The 19,688-nt window shown below is 66.3% G+C and carries 40 protein-coding genes; all 40 read right to left on the reverse strand.

The genetic code is table 11. The features are described from left to right. Position 1: 1 nt before the first annotated feature. The 40 genes from AB0K92_RS15950 to AB0K92_RS16145 all read right to left on the reverse strand — a co-directional run bounded on the left by AB0K92_RS15950 (position 2) and on the right by AB0K92_RS16145 (position 19,686). Entirely contained in the window at positions 2 to 187 is a 186-nt protein-coding gene (locus tag AB0K92_RS15950) for a hypothetical protein (RefSeq protein ID WP_365923189.1), read from the reverse strand. A 212-nt stretch (positions 188 to 399) separates the two neighbouring features. Beyond that, on the reverse strand, positions 400 to 654 hold the full coding sequence (locus AB0K92_RS15955; RefSeq protein WP_365923191.1) for a hypothetical protein: 255 nt from the start codon (positions 652 to 654) through the stop codon (positions 400 to 402). Next, positions 651 to 782, reverse strand: coding sequence for a hypothetical protein (locus AB0K92_RS15960; protein ID WP_365923193.1), 132 nt, complete (start codon positions 780 to 782; stop codon positions 651 to 653). The genes AB0K92_RS15955 and AB0K92_RS15960 overlap by 4 nt, the downstream gene beginning before the upstream one ends. Next, positions 779 to 991 carry a hypothetical protein gene (locus tag AB0K92_RS15965; RefSeq protein ID WP_365923195.1) on the reverse strand — a complete coding sequence of 71 codons (213 nt, stop codon included), beginning with the start codon at positions 989 to 991 and terminating at the stop codon, positions 779 to 781. The genes AB0K92_RS15960 and AB0K92_RS15965 overlap by 4 nt, the downstream gene beginning before the upstream one ends. Next, positions 991 to 1,206 carry a hypothetical protein gene (locus AB0K92_RS15970; protein ID WP_365923197.1) on the reverse strand — a complete coding sequence of 72 codons (216 nt, stop codon included), beginning with the start codon at positions 1,204 to 1,206 and terminating at the stop codon, positions 991 to 993. The genes AB0K92_RS15965 and AB0K92_RS15970 overlap by 1 nt, the downstream gene beginning before the upstream one ends. Further along, complete coding sequence (locus AB0K92_RS15975) at positions 1,206 to 1,403, reverse strand: hypothetical protein (protein WP_365923199.1); 198 nt, start codon at positions 1,401 to 1,403, stop codon at positions 1,206 to 1,208. The genes AB0K92_RS15970 and AB0K92_RS15975 overlap by 1 nt, the downstream gene beginning before the upstream one ends. Next, a complete protein-coding gene (locus AB0K92_RS15980) occupies positions 1,400 to 1,570 on the reverse strand; it encodes a hypothetical protein (RefSeq protein WP_365923201.1) in 171 nt (56 codons plus the stop codon). The genes AB0K92_RS15975 and AB0K92_RS15980 overlap by 4 nt, the downstream gene beginning before the upstream one ends. An 82-nt stretch (positions 1,571 to 1,652) precedes the next feature. After that, a complete protein-coding gene (locus AB0K92_RS15985; protein ID WP_365923203.1) occupies positions 1,653 to 2,201 on the reverse strand; it encodes a phiSA1p31-related protein in 549 nt (182 codons plus the stop codon). Beyond that, entirely contained in the window at positions 2,198 to 2,473 is a 276-nt protein-coding gene (locus AB0K92_RS15990; protein ID WP_365923205.1) for a hypothetical protein, read from the reverse strand. Before AB0K92_RS15990 ends, AB0K92_RS15985 begins: the two co-directional genes overlap by 4 nt. Then, entirely contained in the window at positions 2,466 to 3,350 is an 885-nt protein-coding gene (locus tag AB0K92_RS15995; RefSeq protein WP_365923207.1) for a DNA cytosine methyltransferase, read from the reverse strand. Before AB0K92_RS15995 ends, AB0K92_RS15990 begins: the two co-directional genes overlap by 8 nt. Beyond that, positions 3,328 to 3,999, reverse strand: coding sequence for a hypothetical protein (locus AB0K92_RS16000; protein WP_365923209.1), 672 nt, complete (start codon positions 3,997 to 3,999; stop codon positions 3,328 to 3,330). Before AB0K92_RS16000 ends, AB0K92_RS15995 begins: the two co-directional genes overlap by 23 nt. Further along, positions 3,902 to 4,399 carry a DNA cytosine methyltransferase gene (locus AB0K92_RS16005; RefSeq protein ID WP_365923211.1) on the reverse strand — a complete coding sequence of 166 codons (498 nt, stop codon included), beginning with the start codon at positions 4,397 to 4,399 and terminating at the stop codon, positions 3,902 to 3,904. Before AB0K92_RS16005 ends, AB0K92_RS16000 begins: the two co-directional genes overlap by 98 nt. 104 nt (positions 4,400 to 4,503) lie before the next feature. Then, positions 4,504 to 5,274: a hypothetical protein gene (locus AB0K92_RS16010; RefSeq protein WP_365923213.1), complete on the reverse strand. Its 771-nt coding sequence runs from the start codon at positions 5,272 to 5,274 to the stop codon at positions 4,504 to 4,506. A gap of 125 nt (positions 5,275 to 5,399) precedes the next feature. Then, the gene (locus AB0K92_RS16015) at positions 5,400 to 6,080 is read right to left on the reverse strand and encodes a hypothetical protein (protein ID WP_365923215.1); all 681 of its coding nucleotides are present in this window, start codon (positions 6,078 to 6,080) and stop codon (positions 5,400 to 5,402) included. Then, entirely contained in the window at positions 6,073 to 6,615 is a 543-nt protein-coding gene (locus tag AB0K92_RS16020; RefSeq protein ID WP_365923217.1) for a hypothetical protein, read from the reverse strand. The genes AB0K92_RS16015 and AB0K92_RS16020 overlap by 8 nt, the downstream gene beginning before the upstream one ends. Further along, complete coding sequence (locus tag AB0K92_RS16025; protein WP_365923219.1) at positions 6,609 to 6,974, reverse strand: hypothetical protein; 366 nt, start codon at positions 6,972 to 6,974, stop codon at positions 6,609 to 6,611. The genes AB0K92_RS16020 and AB0K92_RS16025 overlap by 7 nt, the downstream gene beginning before the upstream one ends. Continuing rightward, entirely contained in the window at positions 6,971 to 7,186 is a 216-nt protein-coding gene (locus AB0K92_RS16030) for a hypothetical protein (protein WP_365923221.1), read from the reverse strand. Before AB0K92_RS16030 ends, AB0K92_RS16025 begins: the two co-directional genes overlap by 4 nt. Then, positions 7,159 to 7,596: a hypothetical protein gene (locus AB0K92_RS16035; protein ID WP_365923223.1), complete on the reverse strand. Its 438-nt coding sequence runs from the start codon at positions 7,594 to 7,596 to the stop codon at positions 7,159 to 7,161. Before AB0K92_RS16035 ends, AB0K92_RS16030 begins: the two co-directional genes overlap by 28 nt. Further along, positions 7,593 to 7,889 carry a hypothetical protein gene (locus tag AB0K92_RS16040; protein WP_365923225.1) on the reverse strand — a complete coding sequence of 99 codons (297 nt, stop codon included), beginning with the start codon at positions 7,887 to 7,889 and terminating at the stop codon, positions 7,593 to 7,595. Before AB0K92_RS16040 ends, AB0K92_RS16035 begins: the two co-directional genes overlap by 4 nt. A 70-nt stretch (positions 7,890 to 7,959) precedes the next feature. After that, on the reverse strand, positions 7,960 to 8,289 hold the full coding sequence (locus AB0K92_RS16045) for a hypothetical protein (RefSeq protein ID WP_365923227.1): 330 nt from the start codon (positions 8,287 to 8,289) through the stop codon (positions 7,960 to 7,962). Further along, a complete protein-coding gene (locus tag AB0K92_RS16050) occupies positions 8,286 to 8,549 on the reverse strand; it encodes a hypothetical protein (RefSeq protein WP_365923229.1) in 264 nt (87 codons plus the stop codon). The genes AB0K92_RS16045 and AB0K92_RS16050 overlap by 4 nt, the downstream gene beginning before the upstream one ends. Beyond that, a complete protein-coding gene (locus AB0K92_RS16055) occupies positions 8,549 to 8,806 on the reverse strand; it encodes a hypothetical protein (protein WP_365923231.1) in 258 nt (85 codons plus the stop codon). Before AB0K92_RS16055 ends, AB0K92_RS16050 begins: the two co-directional genes overlap by 1 nt. Before the next feature lie 22 nt (positions 8,807 to 8,828). Next, positions 8,829 to 9,071 (reverse strand): hypothetical protein, encoded by a 243-nt coding sequence (locus AB0K92_RS16060; protein WP_365923233.1) that lies wholly within the window; start codon positions 9,069 to 9,071, stop codon positions 8,829 to 8,831. After that, positions 9,068 to 9,274, reverse strand: a complete 207-nt coding sequence (locus AB0K92_RS16065) for a hypothetical protein (RefSeq protein ID WP_365923235.1) — start codon at positions 9,272 to 9,274, stop codon at positions 9,068 to 9,070. Before AB0K92_RS16065 ends, AB0K92_RS16060 begins: the two co-directional genes overlap by 4 nt. Beyond that, on the reverse strand, positions 9,271 to 9,468 hold the full coding sequence (locus AB0K92_RS16070; RefSeq protein ID WP_365923237.1) for a hypothetical protein: 198 nt from the start codon (positions 9,466 to 9,468) through the stop codon (positions 9,271 to 9,273). The genes AB0K92_RS16065 and AB0K92_RS16070 overlap by 4 nt, the downstream gene beginning before the upstream one ends. 85 nt (positions 9,469 to 9,553) lie before the next feature. Then, the gene (locus AB0K92_RS16075) at positions 9,554 to 9,739 is read right to left on the reverse strand and encodes a hypothetical protein (protein ID WP_365923239.1); all 186 of its coding nucleotides are present in this window, start codon (positions 9,737 to 9,739) and stop codon (positions 9,554 to 9,556) included. Then, the gene (locus AB0K92_RS16080) at positions 9,736 to 9,948 is read right to left on the reverse strand and encodes a hypothetical protein (protein ID WP_365923241.1); all 213 of its coding nucleotides are present in this window, start codon (positions 9,946 to 9,948) and stop codon (positions 9,736 to 9,738) included. Before AB0K92_RS16080 ends, AB0K92_RS16075 begins: the two co-directional genes overlap by 4 nt. Before the next feature lie 118 nt (positions 9,949 to 10,066). Then, positions 10,067 to 10,711: an RNA ligase family protein gene (locus tag AB0K92_RS16085; RefSeq protein WP_365923243.1), complete on the reverse strand. Its 645-nt coding sequence runs from the start codon at positions 10,709 to 10,711 to the stop codon at positions 10,067 to 10,069. A gap of 64 nt (positions 10,712 to 10,775) precedes the next feature. Then, complete coding sequence (locus tag AB0K92_RS16090; RefSeq protein WP_365923245.1) at positions 10,776 to 11,042, reverse strand: hypothetical protein; 267 nt, start codon at positions 11,040 to 11,042, stop codon at positions 10,776 to 10,778. Continuing rightward, complete coding sequence (locus AB0K92_RS16095; RefSeq protein ID WP_365923247.1) at positions 11,042 to 11,359, reverse strand: hypothetical protein; 318 nt, start codon at positions 11,357 to 11,359, stop codon at positions 11,042 to 11,044. The genes AB0K92_RS16090 and AB0K92_RS16095 overlap by 1 nt, the downstream gene beginning before the upstream one ends. After that, positions 11,356 to 11,865, reverse strand: a complete 510-nt coding sequence (locus AB0K92_RS16100) for a hypothetical protein (protein WP_365923249.1) — start codon at positions 11,863 to 11,865, stop codon at positions 11,356 to 11,358. The genes AB0K92_RS16095 and AB0K92_RS16100 overlap by 4 nt, the downstream gene beginning before the upstream one ends. Next, a complete protein-coding gene (locus AB0K92_RS16105) occupies positions 11,862 to 12,656 on the reverse strand; it encodes a hypothetical protein (RefSeq protein WP_365923250.1) in 795 nt (264 codons plus the stop codon). The genes AB0K92_RS16100 and AB0K92_RS16105 overlap by 4 nt, the downstream gene beginning before the upstream one ends. Positions 12,657 to 12,907: 251 nt before the next feature. After that, entirely contained in the window at positions 12,908 to 13,696 is a 789-nt protein-coding gene (locus AB0K92_RS16110; protein WP_365923252.1) for a hypothetical protein, read from the reverse strand. 857 nt (positions 13,697 to 14,553) lie between these two features. Continuing rightward, on the reverse strand, positions 14,554 to 14,796 hold the full coding sequence (locus AB0K92_RS16115) for a hypothetical protein (protein ID WP_365923254.1): 243 nt from the start codon (positions 14,794 to 14,796) through the stop codon (positions 14,554 to 14,556). A gap of 15 nt (positions 14,797 to 14,811) precedes the next feature. Then, a complete protein-coding gene (locus tag AB0K92_RS16120) occupies positions 14,812 to 15,399 on the reverse strand; it encodes a hypothetical protein (RefSeq protein WP_365923256.1) in 588 nt (195 codons plus the stop codon). 68 nt (positions 15,400 to 15,467) lie between these two features. Further along, positions 15,468 to 16,364 carry a hypothetical protein gene (locus AB0K92_RS16125; protein ID WP_365923258.1) on the reverse strand — a complete coding sequence of 299 codons (897 nt, stop codon included), beginning with the start codon at positions 16,362 to 16,364 and terminating at the stop codon, positions 15,468 to 15,470. After that, positions 16,365 to 16,670 carry a hypothetical protein gene (locus AB0K92_RS16130; RefSeq protein WP_365923260.1) on the reverse strand — a complete coding sequence of 102 codons (306 nt, stop codon included), beginning with the start codon at positions 16,668 to 16,670 and terminating at the stop codon, positions 16,365 to 16,367. A gap of 4 nt (positions 16,671 to 16,674) precedes the next feature. Then, a complete protein-coding gene (locus AB0K92_RS16135) occupies positions 16,675 to 17,592 on the reverse strand; it encodes a peptidoglycan-binding domain-containing protein (RefSeq protein ID WP_365923262.1) in 918 nt (305 codons plus the stop codon). A 65-nt stretch (positions 17,593 to 17,657) separates the two neighbouring features. After that, on the reverse strand, positions 17,658 to 18,260 hold the full coding sequence (locus tag AB0K92_RS16140) for a hypothetical protein (RefSeq protein ID WP_365923264.1): 603 nt from the start codon (positions 18,258 to 18,260) through the stop codon (positions 17,658 to 17,660). Positions 18,261 to 18,576: 316 nt separating this feature from the next. Then, positions 18,577 to 19,686, reverse strand: coding sequence for a DUF5047 domain-containing protein (locus tag AB0K92_RS16145; RefSeq protein ID WP_365923266.1), 1,110 nt, complete (start codon positions 19,684 to 19,686; stop codon positions 18,577 to 18,579). Positions 19,687 to 19,688 lie beyond the last annotated feature (2 nt).

The following is a 19,688-nucleotide window of genomic DNA, read 5'->3' on the forward strand; positions in this document are numbered from 1 at the left end:
CTTAGCTGGATTCGCCGCCGTCCTCTCCCTCCTCCGTGACCCACACCTCTACGAGGCGCAGGCCCTTCTCAACTTCCACGACCTCCGGCTCCGACTCGACCACCCAGGACTGATTGCCGTACGTCAGGCGGCCCTTCGGCGCCGTCGTCCCGCCGCGCTGCATCGGCTTCCGGTCCCCGTTGCTCATGTCGCTGCCCTTCGTGCGCACCGTGTGGGAGGTGGCATATGCATTAGACAACGACTGAACAGGTTTTCGGGTTACGCCGTGTGGCGGATCCTTCGCCTTATGGCCAGAGGTTCGTTCGCTGGCCTACTCGCCACCCCGGCTGAGGCCCCACCACACAAGGCCAAAGATCATGGAGCCGAGTGCGACGAGGGCAGGGATGAGCGTGAGCGCCGTTACGACTTCCACGGCAACTCCTCCGCCGGCGTTCCGGCCTCGACGCGGTACAGCAGCGACCACCCGTCGGCGGTGCGCTCGTAGATCTCGCCCCCGCGGGCTCCGCGCCGCGTCTCGTAGGCGACGGCCAACTTCGCTAGGCCGATCCCAGCGTGACACTTAACCGGTGGCCGGCGGTCCGGGATGATCGTCGCGAAGGGCTCAGCCTCCAGCCTCTCGACGTGCGGCGCGCACTGCACCTCCATGTTGCTCATCCGTCCTCCGTCTCTCGCATCAGTTCCGGCGTGATCCATGAGGCATAGACGCACGGTGACCAGTCGAACTCCACGGGCTCCGCGTCGGGGAGGGCGTGGACGACGACGGTGTTGGGCTCGCGGATCACTGAACGTCGCTCCAGACCGTATGCGCGCTCTGGATTTGCGCCGACTTGACCCATACCGCCTTCTGGTACACCGTTCGGCGAGCACGGGCCGCGCCGATACTGTTGAACGGGCCGAAGAAGTGAACGGTCTCCCCCTTGTAATCGGGGCTGCGCAGCTCCACGCGGAGCCGGTAGACGTCATCGCCGTCCCCGACCATCTGGCGGGCCATTAGTCCTCGTCCTCCAGCTCGCCGAAGTTCATGTCCGTATCGACGATCACGTACTTCAGCAGATGGACGCGCGCGGCTGACGGAGCCATCCCCGCACGCTCCAGACCATCGAAGTACGCCCGCGGGTTGTCGGTGTGGACAGTGACGACGCCCATGGCCGGGTCGTCGTCGAAGCGGGCACGGATGCGGTAGACGGAGCCGTCGAAGACGCTCATCAGTTCTCCTCTCGTCGCATCACAACCACCTGCGCGCCCTTCGCCAGCGCCACTCCCGCGGCCTCCCAGTACTTCGGGAAGTCCTTCCGCGTCGTCGCTGCGGGGCGAATGTAGATCAGGTCGCCGTCGCCGGCCGCGCGGATGTCGCCCAGTGCGGGAGCGTTGGCGTCGTCGATGACGTGGAGGGCGCCGGTCAATTCGTGCCCTGCGCGAGCACGCGCTCCAGTGCGTTCGCCTCCGAGTCGTCGTAGCTGTCCCATGGTCCGTAGCTGTCCACGGCAAACCGGAGCGCCTGGCGGACGAGGTCCACCTCCCGCGCGCTCAGCTCTACCGTGAGCCCGCTACTGCTGATCACCTTCGCCATGCTCTTTTTCTCCTTCACTCGGGGTGTGCTCCTACGCCCAAAGCCCCCGGGCCACGTGGGCGCCGGGGGCTGAGGGGGTGCGTCAGATCTTGGTCAGAGGGCCGTACTCAGCGACCACGAAGCTCAGCTCGTCGTCGTACTGGCTGACGTCCCGGCTGAAGTAGGTGCCGCGGATCTTGCCGTTGCTCTGACGCTCGAAGCGCCACACGTCGCCATCCTGATCCCGGTACTTCGCCGCCAGGTCGTAGATCACGCCGCCGTACTCGTAGACGTCCTCGTCGGTGACGCGCTCGACGACCTTGCTCAGGACACCCTCCGACGGGGTCGTGTGCCCGCCGTTGCTGTGCTCGACCACCCAGAACGCCACGTCGTCGAAGTGCCCCGTGTAAGGGCCGGCGACGAGGGTTCCCTCCGGGCGACCGTGGACGGCCACCTTGTCACCGACGGAGAACTTCGGTGCCTCGGGGATGGCGGTGAGGTCGCCCTCGCGCGCCAGGCGCTCCATCTCGCCAATGCGGACGACATAGCCCGTGTAGGTGCCGTAGGTGCTGCGGAAGGGGCCGTAGGTGACCTCTGCCTCCACGTCACCATGGATGCGGACCTTCTGCCCGACCTCGAACGTCTCCGTCACTTGCCCTCCCCCTTGGTGTCCGCGATAACGACGACGTGCTCCGCGCTGACCTTCTGGACCGCGAGTGTCTTACGCGCGATGAACCCCGAGTCGCGGCCCGTCGGGCGAACCTTCAGCATCGGGACGACGCGGCCCGTGGAGCGGTCGGACATCGTCTCCAGGACGACGGCCTCCGAGTTGCGGACCCGGTTCCCCTGGCGGCTGGGGTAGGCGATCACGACCCCGGGGCGGATTTCGGCGCCTGTGAAGTCGGTCAGTTTTGCCTTAGCCATGTCTCTCCTCCGTGAATGATTCGTGTGCTGTCAGCCACTTGAAGGCTGCGTAGGCCTGCTGAGGGACGACGCCCCCACCCAGTCGCTCCAGTTGCTGGGATTCCGTCAGTCCGGGCACATCCGTGACCCACCCGTCAGGAAGGCCCATCAGCCATTCCGAATAGCGGGGGGAGGCTCTCCACTCCGTCCCCCTCTTCCGGGGTGACGTGGGGTACGGCGCGGGACGCCCTAGGATCCGCTCCCAACGCCGGATTCCGGGGCCGTAGTCAGTCCCGTCCTCGCTGACCCACCATGCAGCCGGACTGTGAGCGACGGGATCATCAGATCTCCGCTCGAACCGCGCTGGTTCGGACCGCCTTTGGGACCATCCGTAGCCCGCGGCGTCGGCACGCAGGGCGACGAGGAACCACCTGTCGCGATGGTGTGGCGCGCCGACGTTGGATGCTCGAAGAGTCGTCCATCGAAGGCGGTACCCGAGGCGGGCAAGGTCCGCAACGACTCGCGGGCCGCCTCGCCGGAGCACCGATCGGACGTTCTCCAGGAAGATGACTCGCGGTCGTAGTACGCCAATAGCTTCCGCGACGTTGTGCCAGATCCCGGAACGCTCATCGTCCAGCCCCCTCCTGTGCCCGGCTTCACTGATTCCCTGACATGGCCAGCCGGCGGTTATGGTGTCGACCAGACCGACGAGTTTCGACCAGTCGTAGGCGGTGATATCGCCGATGTTCGGCGCATCGGGGTACCTGATTGCGAGCACCTTCGACGCTGACGGGTCGACCTCCGCAACGTGAGTCACGCGGTCGCCCGTCAACGCCTCCACCGCCATTCCGATCCCGCCATAGCCCGCGCAAAGCTCAAGAATCGGCAACGTCCGCACCCTTCGTGGCTGCCTCCTGCAACTGCTCCTGGAGGAAGCGGAAGGCCTCGAACGCTTGCTGAGGGCAGACGCCGTTACCGATACGGCCGATCTGCTCCTCACGTGTGAGCCCAGGAACGTCGGTGACCCACCCGTCCGGGAGGCCCATCATCCATTCCGCGAACTTCGGGGCGAGCTTCAGCCCGCCCCGCGGCCCGCGCATGAGCGGTACGGGTGCCTGGCGTCCCATGAAGACTTCCCACCGGTACACGCACTTGGCGAACTCACCCCACCACTCAGCGGGAGTGTGCGGGCCGTCATCCGCCACGTCGTCGGGGTCGACGTTAAGGAGGAACACAACCTCGTCCTCCAGCGTCGGACCGTGACCGCCGGCCTTGCGTTTGTCCGGGTGCTGCGCGCTGCCGTTCGATGCCAGGTTCGCCGTCGGCGTCTTGAACAGCTTCTCCGCCTTCTCCCGCGGGAAGAGGCGGGCCAGAGCCGTGACGAGGTCGTCACCGCCGGATCCGTCTCGATCCTTCTTCGCGAAGTCGGGGCCGCGTCGCGCGTCCGCCTCAGTTACCGTCGGAAGGTGTCGCGACGCAGAACCAGCGGTCGCGATGGTGCGGAGCCCCGATGTCGGAAGCTCTGATAGACGTCCACGCCGCGTCATACCCGATCTCGTGAAGCGATGTGAGGACCGCGTCGAGCCCCCGATTTCGGAGTGCTCCCACGTTCTCCAGGTAGACGTGTCGCGGTCGAAGAACCCGTATGCCTTCGGCGATGTTGAACCAGATGCCGGAGCGCTCACCCTTGATTCCCTCCCGTCGACCGGCGTTGGAAATGTCCTGGCAGGGGAAGCCCGCCGTGATCGTGTCGATGTCCTCGTCGAGCAGCGCGCCCCAGTTCTGGTAACGCACGTCGCCGATGTTCGGGGCGTCGGGGAATCGGTGCGCCATGACCTTGCAGGCGGCGCCGTGGACTTCCGCAACGACTGTGACCTTGTCGCCCGTCAGGGCTTCAACCGCGATTCCGAGTCCGCCGTAACCGGCGCAGAGTTCCAGAATCGGCATGGGGCATCTCTCTCCTCAGTGTGCGTAGAATCGTGAGAGACGCCCGCTCCCAGTGCCGGAATCATTGGGAGCGGGCGTATTGCGGTGTGTGTCGCGTGGGTGCCTTACGCAGCGTCGGCCAGGTCCGCGGCTTCCGCGTAGGCCCCGAGGATCTTGATCACCGGCTTGTTGTAGCTGACCGTCTGACCGGCGCGCGGCCCCTTCTTCGGGACGTAGGTCACGTTCTCGATGGTCAGCGAGGCACGGACCGGAACGCCATCGACGCCGTTCTCCTCGTCGCCGGCGTTGCCGTACTTGTCCAGGTCGGCGAACAGCGGGCCGAGTGCTTCGACGAGCTTCCACGAGCCGCTGTTGAAGCGGAACTTGCCCAGGTCGGGGGCGTCGGCGAGCCGGAACGTGACGTCGACGCTGGGCTTCGGGCCGCGCATCTGCGTCGCCCTCAGCTTGCGCTCCGCCACCAGCGACGGGCAGCCGCAGGTCTGGCCCTTGTCCTCGTCCGGGGAGAGGTAGGTGAAGCCGTCGCAGTGGTGCGTCAGGCCGGCGCCGGGAACGAACTGCTTGAACGAGGCGTCGACACCGTCCGGCTCGATGATGATGTGCGCGGTCTTGGCGGAGGTGAGGATCTGGAGGTTGTCCTCCTTGTCCGTCTCCCACTCCTCGACCTCACCGCCGAACAGTTCCGCGATCTTCGCGGCAACGGTGGGGTCACCGGTCGTGACGCGCCACTCATTCAGCGACTCCGGCGTCTCCGTGCGGCCGGACTTGACGAGGCGCCCGGAGCGGAAGCGGCCGACGATGTCGTCGGAGAAGGACGGGCGCTCCTTCGGAGCGGCGTCGGGGTCGGCGTCCCAGATGTTGCGGAGGTTGTTAGCCATGTGTGAGTGCCTTTCGCGGAGGGCGTGTACGTGTCGGTGTGCGGCCGGTGCGCCCGGCCTTACACCTTGGTTATGGGGGAACGGCGGCCGGATGTGACGCTGGAGTTCGAGGTCCGTGAGTCGTCTTACGGAGCCTCGCCCAGCTTCGCGCGCAGACGGCGGATTTCTGAGTCGCGCAGTGCCAGCGCCTCCATGCCGAAGTTGGCTTCGTCCGCGGCACGCCGGCGGGCGGAGAGCCAGGCCAGGCGGTAGCGGTTCAGGTGGGAGCTTCGCTCAGCGACGCCTACGACGAGTTCGCGGATTACGGCCTCGTCCTTGCGACGCCAAGTCTTCAGAGACTCGATCGTCCGCTGCTGGAAACGCCACGCGCCCATGGCACGGGAGGCTCGACGTCGGGCGGACTGCCATGCCGCCTTATACCGGTCCCTGTCGGCCACAACTACGCACGAAGCCTCGGTGTGGTCGACGAGCCTGGAAAGCTCCTCTTGAAGCTCCTCCACAGCCTTCTCCGCCGTCTCCTCGCGGTCGATGGCGGAGTTCGCGCGGTTGTGCTCGTAACGCAGGCGGTCCTTCAGCCGCTCCACCTCCGCCTGAGCCTCCGCCACGTCGGCATGCATACCGGTGCACACACCGTCGACGTCCGCGCCGATCTCGTCCTCCAGCTCGACGATGCGCTCCGCCATCTCGCGCGCACCCCAGCCTTGGCAGTACGTCTCGATGCGGTCGTCCCTCAGCCGTCCCGGGTCGCAGTAGTCGCAGTGACACGGACCCTCGTCGTAGTCGGGTGTCAAGCACTGCTCAGCCACGCGCCAACCTCCACAGGTCTCGGTCCGTCGATGACACACGCTTCATGTTCAACAGCCACCACAGATCTCCCGGCGTCACATCCCCCGGAATGCGGCCATCGGGGAACAGGTCGACACCCGACCGCCGGTACACCTCGTCGACGAGCTGAGAACAGATCATGTGCCCTGTCGACGCCACGTAGTTCCGCACCCAACGCGGGCGGATCTTGTAGTGCGCGAGCGCGATGGAGGCGTAGTCGAGGAAGCTGTACGGCGTCCCGACGAGTTCCCGCGCCTCGTAGCAGATCTGCATTCGCTGCTCGTCGGTTACCGGGATCTTCCCCGTCGACCAGATGACCGGCTCTGCCGCGTCCTCCAGGGGAATCAGCTCCGCCCCTCCGGGCATGGCCTGAACAACGTAGCCGCCCCCTGCGTACACGTAGGCGTGCTGGACGGGAGCGCCGTCTCCTATGAGGCGCTGGCCGGCGCGGATGAAGGCGCCCGTGAGTCCGTGGACGCGGGTCAGGGCGAAGTCGCCGGGCAGGGGCGTCACCATGAGTCACCATCCTTTGCACTGGGATCCCACAGTCGACAGCCGTCCTCCTGCACGACTTCGGCCAGACAGAGGGCAAGAGTCGTCACGTCTGTGGCGTCAACGCGGGTCGACAGTTGGACGCGCCCCAGGGCAGTCGTCAGGTGCTCGGCGGCGCACTCCTCCGCCCGGTCGTGGTAGCGCGTCCCGGGTCGGTACGAGACGAGGGGGACGCGGCTCGACCCCAGCCCGTTCACGCCGGCATACGACAGCTCCGTCCCGATGGTGGCGCCGATGTCCTTCGTCGTGATGTCCACGCGGTGCATGAACGGTCCGACTGCGAACACCAGGTACGTCGCCGGGCGAATGAGTTGGGCAGTCACAGCGCCTCCACCTTGACAGTCACGCGGTACTCCCGCGGATTGGTCGGGAACGGGTCGCACTCCTCGACGCGCACGTGCACGTGATCGTCGTCAGCGGTGACGAGGCGGAAGCGGAGTTGGGGCCCCTCGTCGGGCACGCTGTAGCCGTTGATCCACGCGGCGAGTGTCCCGACAGCCTCCGCCCTCACTGCTTCGGTTCGTGCGTCGCGCACTTCGCCTCCTCCTGTGCCAGCCACTTGCGGTAGTGCTTCAGTGCGTCCTCCGGCGACTCCCAGCCGCGGGCCTCCCCGCCGGCCTCCAGCTCCGCTATGCGCTGCCGATAGGTGGCGATACGCTCCCGGCGTCGCTGTACCTGCCTCTCCGCATCCGTCGGGTGGCTGCTCTCCGGTAGGGCGTCCACGATGACGAGCCGGTCCGCCCCGACGTGGACGCGCTCCTTCGAATCGCTCCAGCCGCCTCCGTATGCACGCCGGACAATGCGCACCCACACCCGCCCCGAAGGAGTGAAGCCGTCGATGACGCCCTCCACGAGCGCGATGGAGCGGCCCACTGGGGCGCCGTAGACGCACGACGCCCCTTCCACGATCTCGACGCCGCGCGCGTCGGTCTTCACGTCGCTCACTTCCGCCCACCCTTCGGATCGTGGTCTCCGATGTACGCCGTGGTGGCCAGGTACGCCGCACGCCGTGCGTCGGCCTCCTGCCACCCCTTGAACGCCCGAGCGCACGCCGCGACGATGGACTCCTCCGCCGACTCCTCCGGCCTTTCGAACACCCACGTGTCGGCCACGAGCCGCGAGCGGAAGCGCCGCTGTTCGCGGATCTCCACCTTCAAAGCGCGGATGTTCGTCGAGCGCACCCGGTAGAACCACCCCTCCGGCAGCTCCGGGGCGCCAGCGGCTACGAGTTGGGCCATGCTCATTGGGTACCTCCGTGGCAGATGGGGCACCGCACGGCGTACGCCCCACAGTCGCACTCTCCGGTGTTCACGCGTCTCCCTCCAGCCACTTCGCGACCTGAAGCACGTCGTAGACGGACGGCTTCTCCTCGCCCCACTCCAGGCCCGCCACGAGGGCGTGAGCGGACTGGAAGACGGTCGCCCGGTCCATAACGTCAGTGACTCGCGGAAGCTCGTCACAGGCATCGTCCTGTGGCTCTCCGGCGGTGACGGGCCGGAAGGGACCCCACTTCTCTTCCGCGATCTCACGGGGCCAGGACTCCGCCTGTGTGACGGGGTTCCCGCCCATGACGACGATTCGGACCGTGCCGCTCGTCGAGTCTTCCCAGGTGTCGCCGGATCGATCGATGTACTTCACTGGCTCTCCTCCGTCTTGATCCGTGCCGCGCGGTAGGCGTCGGCCTCGTCGGGCTTGTTGGCGAGCAGCCAGCGGTAAGTGCGGAGCCCTAGCGCCGTCCATCCGGCGCGCGCTTCGCTCAGGGTGATTCCGCCAGCGGAGCACCGACGACGGAACGGCTCCGGTGTCCGGTGCTGATACATCTTCGGGTCGTCACCACCGCGCACGCTGAGGCCCGTGTAGCCCTTGCAGCGCGGGCACGTTCCTCCTCGGGAATGCATCAGGGCACCTCCGGGTCAATCTCGTCGGCCGCCATGTTGCAGTCGCCCATGTGATCGTCGGTGTAGTCGCGGAGCCGGTCGGAGTTGCGGATCTTCTCCGCCAGGACGTGTGCGTGGCGGTCGAGGAAGTTGCGGGCATACGCCTTCGCCTTCGACTGATCGCCGCAAATGCGGTACTCCATCGACCACAGCTCCTCGAAGAGTTCGGCCTCCTCGTCGACCGGCTCCATGCAGTCGCCGGGGCAGAAGTCGAACATGTTGTGGACTCCGGGCGGGCATTCAGGCATGGGGCACCTCCGGGTCGATGAGGTCAGCAACCTCGTAGGGGTGCCGGTCGAAGTAGCGGACCACCTCCGCCAACTCGTGCGCATGCTCCTTCAGAGCCTCGTCGACGAGCCGTTCCGCCTCCGCACGGTGCGCGTCCATGCGGCCGTTGCGGGTGCGGGCGAGGAGGTTGGTCAGGGTGGTGGTGAGGGTTTCGCGGGCACTGGCCGGCGTCGTCGCCCCTCTCGGCTCGTTCACGAAGACGCCTCCGGCTCGATGAGGGACGCCCCGAACCTGAGACAGGCACGCCAGGCCATGACTCGGGACGTGTCGGCTTCCGTGCGGAGCTGGCGCGCATTCCGGCGCGACGTCTCCCGCTGCACTTCCTCCAGCGCGCGGCTGCACAGCTCCAGCCACTCGTCAGACCCGTTGGCGTTGACGATCTCTGCCCAGGCGCTCATGCTGCCTCCCACTCAACCGTCGTGTGCGCGTCCAGCTCCTCGTACAGCGCGTCAAGGTCGTCCTGGTTCATGACGACCGTGGCGACCGTCTCCCCCTTCGCGTTGCGGACGTGGAGGTCGTACTCCAGGCCCCGCGGGGTGACGTTGACCGACGAGCCGTCGGCCGTGTGGATGGTGGTTCCGCCGTTGATCATGTGGCTCTCCTCTCGTGTGCTCCTACGCCGAAAGCCCCCGGCGCCGAAGCAACCGGGGGCGGGGGTGTTGCGTGTGTGACTTGTGCTACTCGGTGAGCGGGTTGTAGGGGAGTTCGATCCCCTCCCACGCCATCGGCGTGTTGTCGGCATGGAGTTGGTTCAAATCCAGAGCAGGAAGGGCGCACCCGTCGCCCACGTCCAAGTAGAACCCGTCGTCCGCAGCCGCCTTGATGGCTGCCTCAATCGCGCGGGCGTGCTCTTCGAGGGTCACGCCTCGTCCTCCTTCAGGCGGTTCAGGAACGCAGCCGCCAGTTCGGCCGTCTCGCGCTTGACGTACCGGGTCACGCCCCACGCCTGGCGGGCACCGTTGCGGCGCATGAGGTGGTACTCGCCGTGCTCATCGCGGACGACGTACTCAGCCCGCTCATTCCGCTCACGCCGCTCGCGCTCCAGGGCTGCGGCGTACTCCTCGTCCGTCATCTCTCCTCCTAGTGCGGGCCGGGGCACTGGGACCGGTGGCATCCGTGGGTCCAGCACCAATCGGGGCTGCGCATGTCGTCTTCGGTGGCACGCAGAGAGCGGACCTCCGTGAGTCGTCTCACGCAGCCGCCTCCCACTTGCCGGCGTCGTTGTTGTCCAGCGTGACCTTGTAGACGTTGCGAGTCTGCGAGTGGAAGACGCAGATGCCTTCGGGGTTCATGAAGCCGGGAGCTGCCTTGCTGCCGAAGTGCTTCAGTGCCTCCAGCTCGTGGCAGATCGCGGTCTCAGAAAACGTCCCGGAGTACAGCACCGGCACGGGACCGACGGTCACGGGAACGCCGTTGAACTCGCCCACGTGCTCGTGGATGTCGACGTATCGCTCCGTGTTGAAAAGCGAGAACGACCGTCCCGGCACCTCGTACCCGCGCTGGATACCACTCCCCCACCACTCGCCGAAGTGCAGCCCCTCACCGAGGATCCGGACGAGGTCCGCGGCGTTGTCGTACACCCAGCCGGCGAAGCCGTAGTTGTCGGTCGTCTTGCCGGGGGTGATGATGCGGCGCCGGGACTGGGCGGTGACCACGTAGCGGGTACCGTCGACCACGGGCGATGTCCAGTGTCCGTCCCAGACCCTGATCTCTCCGGGCTCGTCGTGTGGGACGGCCGTGATGTGAATCGCGCTGTTCGTACCGTCGATCTTCTCCGTCACGACGATGTCCCGGAAGAGACGCTTCGTCTTCGGCCACTCGGTGAACTCGTGCACGTTCTCTCCTCCATGCATGCGAAGCGGGGCGCCCGATGTGGACGCCCCGCGTGCGTGGCTTGCGCTACCTGCGGAACTTCTTCGACGTCACGGCGACGAGGTCGACCCCCAGCACGAACAGGAGCGCCGTTCCGTACCCGACGGCCGCAACGGGGGCGATGACGCTGTGAACGGCGCCCAGGACTAGCATCAGAATCCACGCGTGGAGCGGCAGGAGAGCGAGGTTCGCCATCAGCGCCGTCACGGAGTCGACGAACTTCTCCTTACGCTCCTCCTCGCGTCGCTCCTGCTGGAGCTGTGCCGGCGTCTTCGGGATCTCGACCTTGATCATTAGCTCTCCTCACCCATCAGGAAGCGCGCGAAGCGCTCCGCCGCCTGAACCTTGTCCGCCAACTTCACGCCGTCCTGGTAGCCGCGCCCGTTCGTGGCCATGGCCTCGACGTGCTCCCGGGCGAGCTTCAGGGCGTCAGCGCGGGACATGCCACCGGAGTCCGCCAGTACGGCCGATTCGGGTCCCAGAAGGCCCATCACCTCGTCCTTCAAACTGTCGATCAACCGTGTGACATAAATGGTGTCCATCAGGTCGCGGTACTTGTCGACCTCGTCCAGCCCGCGCAGAAAGGCGCGATGGATTTCGGACCGGCTCACTCGCTCTCCCCCTTCAGTCGTGCGATCTCGCGCGCCTGGCTGACGATGACGGCCTTCAGCTCCGCCACCCGCTTGACGTTCAGCGGATCGTCGTCGTCGAGCTTCCACGTGTGCTCTTCGGCCGTCGTGGTGTGCCAGATGACCGGCCTCAGCCGAGCTTTTCGACGCTCGTCCTCCTGCGCCTTCAGCCGCTCCGCCTCGCGCTGCCAGCGGTCCCGGTCGCTCTTCACCTGCTCCGCAGCGGCAACCACCCGCACCATGTTCTCCGGGTCCCAGATGAACCGCCCGGGGCCGACGTCGTTCAGGACGACGCCCAGTACCGTCGCGACGTCAGCAACGACCTGGCGGGCATGGCCTCCGGACTCGTTCTCTGCGTACAGAGCCGTTTCCGCGGCCCGCTCCAGACGGTCGATGATGTCCCGTATATCGGGAGCGCGGTACTTCGCACGCTCTGCGCTGAACTCGCGGAACAGCGTCGCAAGTACGTCGATCCTTGACCCGCTCACGCCGCCCTCCGCTGCGTACCCGTGACCAGCTCCCCGCCGCTCGCAATCGGCCGGCCGACGACCTTCTTCTTCACCGCCGACTCCCACTCAAAGGTGTGCCGGAGGCTCAGGAAGTGCGCGAAGATCTCCTCGTCGCACTTCACCGGGACGAGCTGCCAGCCCTCCGGGCGGACATGGAGAACTGCGCCTCCCTGCATCTCCGGGACGTCGACCGACTCTCCGGTGTCCGCGAGGATGATGCGGTTCGCGTAGCGGTAGGCGGAGAGCTGGAGGGCCACGGAGTCGTAGACCCGCGCGCTCGTCTTCCAGTCGAGGAGGACGATCTCTCCCTCCACCTCCGCGATGGCGTCGAAGGAGCCCGCGTAGCGGTGCTCGTCGCTCCAGACCGTCTCCTCCAGGTAGAGGAAGCGCGGCTTGATCTCGGCAAGGAACTCGCGGAACCACCTGACGTGCGGCTTCACGTCCATGTGGACGTGGCGGTCGTGAACGACCTCCCCGCGCGCCAGACGCTCGAAGTAGTCGTGAGCGGCCGACCCGAGATCGCTCGCAGCCTTCGACTTCCGTCGATGCGCGTTCTTCAGGTAGTCGACGGCGCCGGCGGGGTCGCGCTTGACGAGTTCGCTGACGACGTCCCAGTTGTTGACGGCCGCCTCCGCGGACTCCTTCGCTGCCCAGAACGTCAGGAAGTCCTTCGGCAACATGCTGCCGACGCTCGTGACGCCAGGGACCTTGATGTCCCCGTCATCCGGATCGATGTAGAAGCGGGATTGCCCGCGCTTGATCGTGCTCACTCCGGCCACGTGGCCCCCAGTGTCGTCGTTCTGTGCTGACACCTTGGTTATGGGGGAACGGCGGCCGGATGTGACGCGAGCCGTCGAAGAATCTCCGCGTCCTCCTCGTCCGGCCAGACTGCGCCAAAACGCCAAACTAACCCCTGTTTTCAGTTCCCTCTAACACGTGTTAAGGGGAGTTAGAAAATAGGGGTTAGTTTGACCAGTTGGGCCAGGTTGAGGACGAGGCGGCAGGCGACGTAGAGGCGCCGCTATGCCTCTGAGCTGGCGTTTTCCATGTGCGCACGGATTTCCCGCGCCCGCTCCTCGATGGCCGCCAGGTGGGCCGCCAGTTTGGCACGCTGGCCGTCGGTCATGTCGCGGTCGATCGTGCTGAGGTTGAGCTGGCCCAGCAGGTTGACCGCGACCTCCGCGAGCCGGATCTGATCGGCGGTGGCCTTGATCTCGCTGCCCACGGCTGACCGCTGCACGACCTCCGCCTTGACGACGCCCTTGACCGCCTTCTTGGCAGAGGACTTCTTGACGGCCTTCTGCGCCGGTACCCTCTCCGCATCGGCGAGCGTCGTCGTCGCCTTCACGATCGCGGCACGCGTGGCCCTTACGTCCTGCTGCCGCTCCAGCGGTGACTCAGGGAGGAGTCCAGTGCGCTTCAGCTCTCGCGGCGTCAGGTACCGGCGCAACTCGTTGCCGACGTGGTACCGCACGCTGGCTTGGATCGTTCCCTGGCTGTCCGGCGGCAGGTTGGCCGCGCGGTACATGTCGGCAACGATCTGTCGGTACTCGTGGGTCTGCCCCTTCCAGTCCCCGAGTTGCTTCCTCAAGGCGACGATGACGACCGCGATGTTGCGCAGCATGATCGTCGACGCGTCCTGAATGCGGTTGTACTCACGGGCGTACGCAGCCCCGCGAGCCGTCAAGGATGCCTGGTCCTCGTTCTCCAGGTCATCGACTTCGAGACGCGGTAGGTCGCCGACGCTGTTCCACGTCAGACCACTCCCCGCCGCTTTGGACGTCCGTCGCGCGACTTCCTTGGATCCCATATCGCCCTTTCGAAAAGCACACGCGGCTGGTAAGGGGAGGCTACCGTAAGGCACTCGCCTTTGACAGACCTTACCCCACGGTAGCCACGGTCGATCAACCCTCTGTGAAGACATGGCCGCACACGTCGCACCGGATGGGGCCTTGTGCCGCGACGGTACGGGAGATCCGGAAACTCCTCGGCGGCGCGCACATGCACCGCAGCGTCAGCCGGTCTACGCGGCCGGCTGAGGGCGTGGGTAGCTCCAGGTGAGGTAGCAGTAAAGGGATGGCGTTCCCGAGCGCCGTGATGCTCTCTGCATGGCGCTGTCGAGCCTGGTTGCTGAGACTCGGGTCGACGTATCCGCGTACCTGGTCCCGGCCTCTGTCAGCGGGCCACTCCAGGCCCACCTCCTCCGCGGCCGTGAGGAACGCTCCGTTGTGGTAGACACCGCGCCTGGTGACGTCCTTTACGCCTCGTCGCCAGTTCAGCAGATGCGCTGCGTCGTGCAGCACCATCTCCACGACTGACTCCGGGCCGCTCTGGAGGACGTCGGCAGTCACGACGAGTCCAGAGACTGAGTCGTCCCCTCCTGTCTGCGTCCATCGATCGGGGCCATGGTCCGCGCGCCTGGACGTCGGCGACACGGCGGGAGTGATAGGTGGTAGGTCCGGTACATCGTCACGTAGCCGAGTCCATAGATCGTCCAGTGATTGCAGTAGCGGGCCGGGTGAGGTCGGCATGCGCGGAGTATAGAGGTTAGGTGTACCTCAGTAGGGTCATCCGTGAGTCGTTTTACGGAGTCATGAAACGAAAAAAGCCCCGCCCTCCCTGATGGGAAGACGGGGCTGAGGTCTAGACCTAGTTTCGAGCTTCACGCTATGCAGGCGTCACCTTGCGCCGAGTGCTCTCGCCGACGAGGACCGGCAGCACGACGGCCGCCACTCCGCCGATCATCTGCGCCGTGTGCTCCTGCGCCAGACCAGGCGCGTAGACAGCGAAGAGCATGACGACGGACGTGAGTGCCGCTCGTAGCCGTACGGGCTCCTGAGCGGCGAACGCCTGAAGCTGCGCCTTGGCCCGCAGGGCGACGATCTGGAGGTACGTGAGGAGTGGGTTCATGAGTGCCTTTCGTCGTTAGAACTTCATGGCCATCCGGGCGGACTCCAGGGCGTGAATCTCCGTCCAGACGACTTCGATCCGCGCGTATAGGTCGTAGAGGCTGCCGTCGTTCTGCACGAGGTAGTGAGCCGCCTCCGGCCCCAGCCGCTCCGACTCGTGGTCGAGCTGCGGGACGCCGGGGCGGTCGATGTGGATCAGGCGGAAGCCAGCGCGCTTCAGGGCGTCGACCTCGTTGGGGTAGCGGACGTCAGTGACGACGACCGGCGTCCCGGCGTCGTTGGCCTGGATTGCCTGCGCCAGAACGGGGCGAATCCAGATGTCCGGGTCGACGGCGCGCATGGCGGCGCCGAGTTCCTGGAGGATGCGGCGGACCTCCGGGTAGTCGTCCTTCGCCCGCTCCCAACTATTCGGCCCTGCCACCTTGTCCGCCAGCCGCCGCGGGAAGGTCGGCCAGGCGTCGACACTGATCCACGGGTTGACCTTCCACGCCGCTTCCTTCAGCGCGTCCGCGAAAGCCACGCGCCGATAGCCCCGCTCGTCGACGAACCACTTCCCTGCTGTGTCCTTGCCGACCCGCGCGCGGCCGATGATGCCGATGTTCATTCGTCCCTCTCCCTCCGTGTGCTGACACGTAGGTAGTGGGGGAATCGAGGGACGTTGTGACGCGGGGGCTACGCAGTTGTTCCGTCGGTGATCAGGCCCAGCGTCGCCAGCTTGGTCAGGAGGTCGGCCAGCGCCGCCCCACCGGCACGCGACCCCGTCACGGTCTGCTTCGCTACCGGCGTCGCTCCGTGGAAACCCAGCTGGTTCGCGGCACCGTCAAGGACGTGCACCGCCGCGGAATCCGCCGTTGCGGAGAACTGCCACTTCCCGATGGCGTGGGCAAGCTGGACACCAGCCTCCAGCCGGAGGTACGAGCGCTGTGTGCCGTCGAACGCGGGACCCGAGAAGACATTCACCATGAGATCCGAACCGGTGGCCTCCAGGTCCAGCCGGGACCCCAGAGGGCGGAAACGGTAACCCTTGCTGGTGCCCATGACAGCGAAGTTGGCGCCGCTCACCGTGACCACTCCGGTGAACGTGGCGCCGGCCAGCGACGCGAGCCCTGCCACGGCGCTGGCGAGTTCCGCCTCCGTGACCTCTCCCGGCGGTCCCTGTGGCCCTTCCGGTCCCGGTGGGCCTGCGGGTCCAGGAGGCCCCTGCACAACGGTGTAGTCGCCAAGTGCCGGGTCCGTCGGCGCGATGTCCGCCAGGTCGACGACCGGGGAGGCAGAAGGAAGGCTCAGGTGGAACGTCCGGCCGTTCGTGTTCCGTAGCCTCTCGACGACGGTGTACGTCCAGGATGACGGATCCCCGCCGACTGCATCCGTCGCGATCAGGTTGACGGCGAACGCCCCGGTGGCGTCCAGTTCCACCGTTGCGGCCCCGGCGCTGATGATGTCGGCGTCAGGGAACGTCAGGTGGGCCGGGGGCTCGAATGTCAGGGTGCCCGATAGCGGGCTGCCGTCAGGCCGGATGTATCGCCCGGAGAGCGTCACGGACGCAACGTTGATCGGTAGCTCTGGCATCTACGCTTCTCCTCGGGGAGTCTGGCGGCCGATGAGCAGGTGCTCCGCATCGTGGCCGGCCTGCCACTCACGGATGCGCGTGACGTCCTCCCGGACGTCGTCGATGTCGTCTCGTACGTCGTTGATGCGGGCGTCGAGCCGGGACCCGAGAGCCGTGACGGCTTCCGTCATGGCCTCTCGGGTGGCCGCTCCGTCCGCCTCCACCGCGCCACGCGTGCGGCGCAGGAGGAGGGGGCCGACGACGGCCGTCAGTGTCGACGCCATGACGACGCCCAGGGCGCCGATAATGGCGATCAGAAGTTCCACGGGCTCACGCCTTGACCTTGAAGCCGCGCTTGGCGCCCAGCTTCTCCAGGGACGCCTTGCCGGGGATGCCGTCGGCCGCGGAACCTGTGTAGCCGCATCGCTGCTGCCACTTGCGGTAGGCCGCGACCGTCGACGAGCCGAAGGAGCCGTCAGAGGCGTAGGCCGCAGGGAGCAGGCCCTCCGCCTTCAGCGCCCCTTCCACGATCCGCACGTCCGCGGGGTGCGTGGTTCCGCCCTGCTTCAGGCCCGGGTCGCGTCGAGCAGCGGCGATCAGGTTAGAGAGGTCGACGGTGGGGACCACAGGCTTTGCCGGCGTCGACGGCTTAGGAGTCGGCGCGGGAGCTGCCTCCTTCGGAGCCGCCGCGAAGATCGCCGGCTTCGAGATCGCTCCCGGGTCCCAGTGATCGTTACCGGGAACCTGGCTGTGGCCGTAGTGCCCGCCTCGCGTCGCCCACACGGTGCGCGAGCGGCTGACGTCAGGGTCGGCGTACCGATCTGCGAGCGCTCCCGCGGGCCAGACGTCGGGGACACCCCACGAGCGGATGGCGCGCATGAGGGCCTTGAAGTTCGGCCCTGGCTTCCAGTACTCCGTGAACGGGCGCGCTGCCTTCGCCAGGACTTCGATCTGTATGCAGACCTTGCCCGTCCTGTTCGTCCTCGTCAGCCCGTCGTTCCGCAGGGCGCGGGCGCTCTGGCTGAGTGGCCCGTACTGCCCCAGCCGGTCAGTGCTCGGGTCGTAGAGGATGTGTGGCTCCGCGCCGACACGAATGAGGTAGTCGCCGACGTTCTTGAAGAAGGTGTCGCCGTGCCCGCTCTCCGTCGTGTGCCAGACGACCCGCGGCGGAGCCCCAGGCGTGTCCATCGCACCGCCGATCGAGCCGTCGCCCAGCCGCTCCGCTTCCTTGATCCAAATCTCACCCATGCGATCCCCTCCAGGGCATCAAAAAAGCCCCGGCGCTGCGGGGCGTGAATGTCGTGCGGTGTGCGTCAGTCGCCGGCGGGGCTGAACATGATCCCGTCGAGCGCGAGCCATCCGGGGTCGGACGAGGTGCCGACTCCTCCGCCGTTCTCGACGGTGTACTGAAGTACTCCGGTGGGCGTCACTTCAACGCGAGCCGAGTAACGCGTAACTCCGTTGACGGTGATCCGCTTCGCTGGCACCTGGAAATACCGGAACGCTGCGGGGGCCTTCGCCTCCGGAATCGTCGCGAATTCGATGAGATCCCCGTTGTCTTCAAGCGGGCCGCCGTTGGTCCGTCGGATTCGGCCTCGCAGCTCGATTCCTCCGCCCGCCTTTTCCCGCCACCCAGGCGATCCTGAGTGCGCCGTGTAGCCGGTCTTGAACGTCAACGGCTTCCACGGTCCGTCGGACAACAGAAGCCAACTGCCGTCAGCCTGTCGCCCTTCCCACCGATCTTCGGCTATCAGATAGGTGATCATTCCCGGAACGGCCTTTGTCGAACCGAACAACGCCCCGGCGCGCTGGTGCGCGTTGGCGAAACGCATGACGGTCAGCGGAACAACGCCGTTTACGAGAGTGGAAGTGGCCGTCTCGATATCGGGCGCGTCACCCAGTACCGGGTACTGCACTCCCTGGTTGTAGGCATCACTTCTTGGCATTCTTCGGGCCTCTCCTGCTGAATACAGCTACGGGTTTATGCAAGGGCGCCATCGACAACCCAATTTCCGTCGGGGTTTCTCGACACCTTCACGACGTCGTTGACGGCGGGTGCGGAATAGGACTTCAGCCGGCGGACCTGAGTCATAGGTCCGCGAGGCGTCGAGATGTTGAGCGTCCCGTCGCCGTTCACGGCCGTCACGGTGGCCAGCCCCCAGGAGGCCGACCGCTGAGCCACGGTCTCGACGACAAGGCGCTGAACTGCGTCAACGAGCTGTCTGGACAGCCTCACTCCGCCTCCTCCTTCCCGCCCCGCAGGGTCAAGGAGAAGTCGCCGTCTGCCGTCAGTGGGATCGACAGGGATTGCACGATGTGCCGTTCCTTTCGGCCCGGATGAGTCAGACGGATGATGTCGTTACCTTCCAGCGCGGGATTCGGAAGGGTGTCGATAGCGACTTGCACACTGGGAGCCGTGGCGTCGAATAATGCGTAATCGGCGGCGGATTGGCAGGCACCGACCGTCGCCCATAGAGCGGACGAAATGAATTTGGTGACCTTACCGAATGGGCCGCCCCACCTCGTCGGACTGGACGGGTTTTCGTCGCGCGCCACGGCACTAACCGGTGCCGCACCGGATGAAGTGTTTTCTCCCGACGCCACAACAGCGTTGTAAACGCCCGTTCGTGGCAGAGAACGCGACGAGGAGACGAGCGTTCCCCCCTCACCGTCGGAAACTTCCCATGCAACAGCACCGTTTACGAGGTCGGGCAGATCGGTAATGACGAAGCGATTCTGAGCGTCGACATAGATATCGGCGTTCATCGCTCTGGCGATCTGGACAACGGCGTCCCATCGGTCCGCGCCGGCGTCCCACGTGGCAACGGCGCAGGCTGGGTTACGGCTATTCGCGGTCAGGTTCACAATCACCGCGTTAGGCAGCGTCTGGCGGATGAGCAGTTCGATAGCGTCGACGCATCCGCCGTATCCGCGGGTGCTCGTCGGCACCTGGAATTTGTCGTCGATGATCGCCGATTCCATCGTCGTCCCCGTGACGGTGACCGGGCCTAGATGGACGTCGCCGTTTGTCTGGTCAATGCGGAAGGTGCCGAGAGGAACCCATTCCTCCGTGCCGTTCGAGTAGCGAATTCCCCGCTGGGCCACGAGCTGTTGTCCGTAGGGGGCGAGGAGCGCCGACTCCGACCAAGGAATGTGTTTCGGGTCGGGGATCGTCAGCGAGATCGATCGCCGCGTCTTGCTCCCGCGGTCGACAGTGACGGATCCGTCCGAGAAGGGGACGCCGCTCATCACGAGCTGCCCGCCGTAGTAGGCGTCGACCCTGGCCACCATCGTGTGGGAGGTGGTCAGGGTCTGCCGGAACGTCCAGCTGATGGGGTACACCA

Source organism: Streptomyces sp. NPDC052687 (assembly GCF_040678395.1).
Classification (GTDB): domain Bacteria; phylum Actinomycetota; class Actinomycetes; order Streptomycetales; family Streptomycetaceae; genus Streptomyces.

Bases quoted from the DNA above. Each gene is read 5' to 3' on its own strand.
- AB0K92_RS16065 (WP_365923235.1), bottom strand. From the start codon at position 9,274: ATGAGCGCCTGGGCAGAGATCGTCAACGCCAACGGGTCTGACGAGTGG.
- AB0K92_RS15970 (WP_365923197.1), bottom strand. From the start codon at position 1,206: ATGAGCGTCTTCGACGGCTCCGTCTACCGCATCCGTGCCCGCTTCGAC.
- AB0K92_RS16050 (WP_365923229.1), bottom strand. From the start codon at position 8,549: ATGCATTCCCGAGGAGGAACGTGCCCGCGCTGCAAGGGCTACACGGGC.
- AB0K92_RS15950 (WP_365923189.1), bottom strand. From the start codon at position 187: ATGAGCAACGGGGACCGGAAGCCGATGCAGCGCGGCGGGACGACGGCG.
- AB0K92_RS15955 (WP_365923191.1), bottom strand. From the start codon at position 654: ATGAGCAACATGGAGGTGCAGTGCGCGCCGCACGTCGAGAGGCTGGAG.
- AB0K92_RS16110 (WP_365923252.1), bottom strand. From the start codon at position 13,696: ATGGGATCCAAGGAAGTCGCGCGACGGACGTCCAAAGCGGCGGGGAGT.
- AB0K92_RS15990 (WP_365923205.1), bottom strand. From the start codon at position 2,473: ATGGCTAAGGCAAAACTGACCGACTTCACAGGCGCCGAAATCCGCCCC.
- AB0K92_RS16090 (WP_365923245.1), bottom strand. From the start codon at position 11,042: ATGATCAAGGTCGAGATCCCGAAGACGCCGGCACAGCTCCAGCAGGAG.
- AB0K92_RS16005 (WP_365923211.1), bottom strand. From the start codon at position 4,399: ATGCCGATTCTGGAACTCTGCGCCGGTTACGGCGGACTCGGAATCGCG.
- AB0K92_RS16070 (WP_365923237.1), bottom strand. From the start codon at position 9,468: ATGATCAACGGCGGAACCACCATCCACACGGCCGACGGCTCGTCGGTC.
- AB0K92_RS16055 (WP_365923231.1), bottom strand. From the start codon at position 8,806: ATGTTCGACTTCTGCCCCGGCGACTGCATGGAGCCGGTCGACGAGGAG.
- AB0K92_RS16125 (WP_365923258.1), bottom strand. From the start codon at position 16,364: ATGCCAGAGCTACCGATCAACGTTGCGTCCGTGACGCTCTCCGGGCGA.
- AB0K92_RS15980 (WP_365923201.1), bottom strand. From the start codon at position 1,570: ATGGCGAAGGTGATCAGCAGTAGCGGGCTCACGGTAGAGCTGAGCGCG.
- AB0K92_RS16080 (WP_365923241.1), bottom strand. From the start codon at position 9,948: ATGACGGACGAGGAGTACGCCGCAGCCCTGGAGCGCGAGCGGCGTGAG.
- AB0K92_RS16115 (WP_365923254.1), bottom strand. From the start codon at position 14,796: ATGAACCCACTCCTCACGTACCTCCAGATCGTCGCCCTGCGGGCCAAG.
- AB0K92_RS15965 (WP_365923195.1), bottom strand. From the start codon at position 991: ATGGCCCGCCAGATGGTCGGGGACGGCGATGACGTCTACCGGCTCCGC.
- AB0K92_RS16020 (WP_365923217.1), bottom strand. From the start codon at position 6,615: ATGGTGACGCCCCTGCCCGGCGACTTCGCCCTGACCCGCGTCCACGGA.
- AB0K92_RS16000 (WP_365923209.1), bottom strand. From the start codon at position 3,999: ATGACGCGGCGTGGACGTCTATCAGAGCTTCCGACATCGGGGCTCCGC.
- AB0K92_RS16040 (WP_365923225.1), bottom strand. From the start codon at position 7,889: ATGGCCCAACTCGTAGCCGCTGGCGCCCCGGAGCTGCCGGAGGGGTGG.
- AB0K92_RS16010 (WP_365923213.1), bottom strand. From the start codon at position 5,274: ATGGCTAACAACCTCCGCAACATCTGGGACGCCGACCCCGACGCCGCT.
- AB0K92_RS16120 (WP_365923256.1), bottom strand. From the start codon at position 15,399: ATGAACATCGGCATCATCGGCCGCGCGCGGGTCGGCAAGGACACAGCA.
- AB0K92_RS16135 (WP_365923262.1), bottom strand. From the start codon at position 17,592: ATGGGTGAGATTTGGATCAAGGAAGCGGAGCGGCTGGGCGACGGCTCG.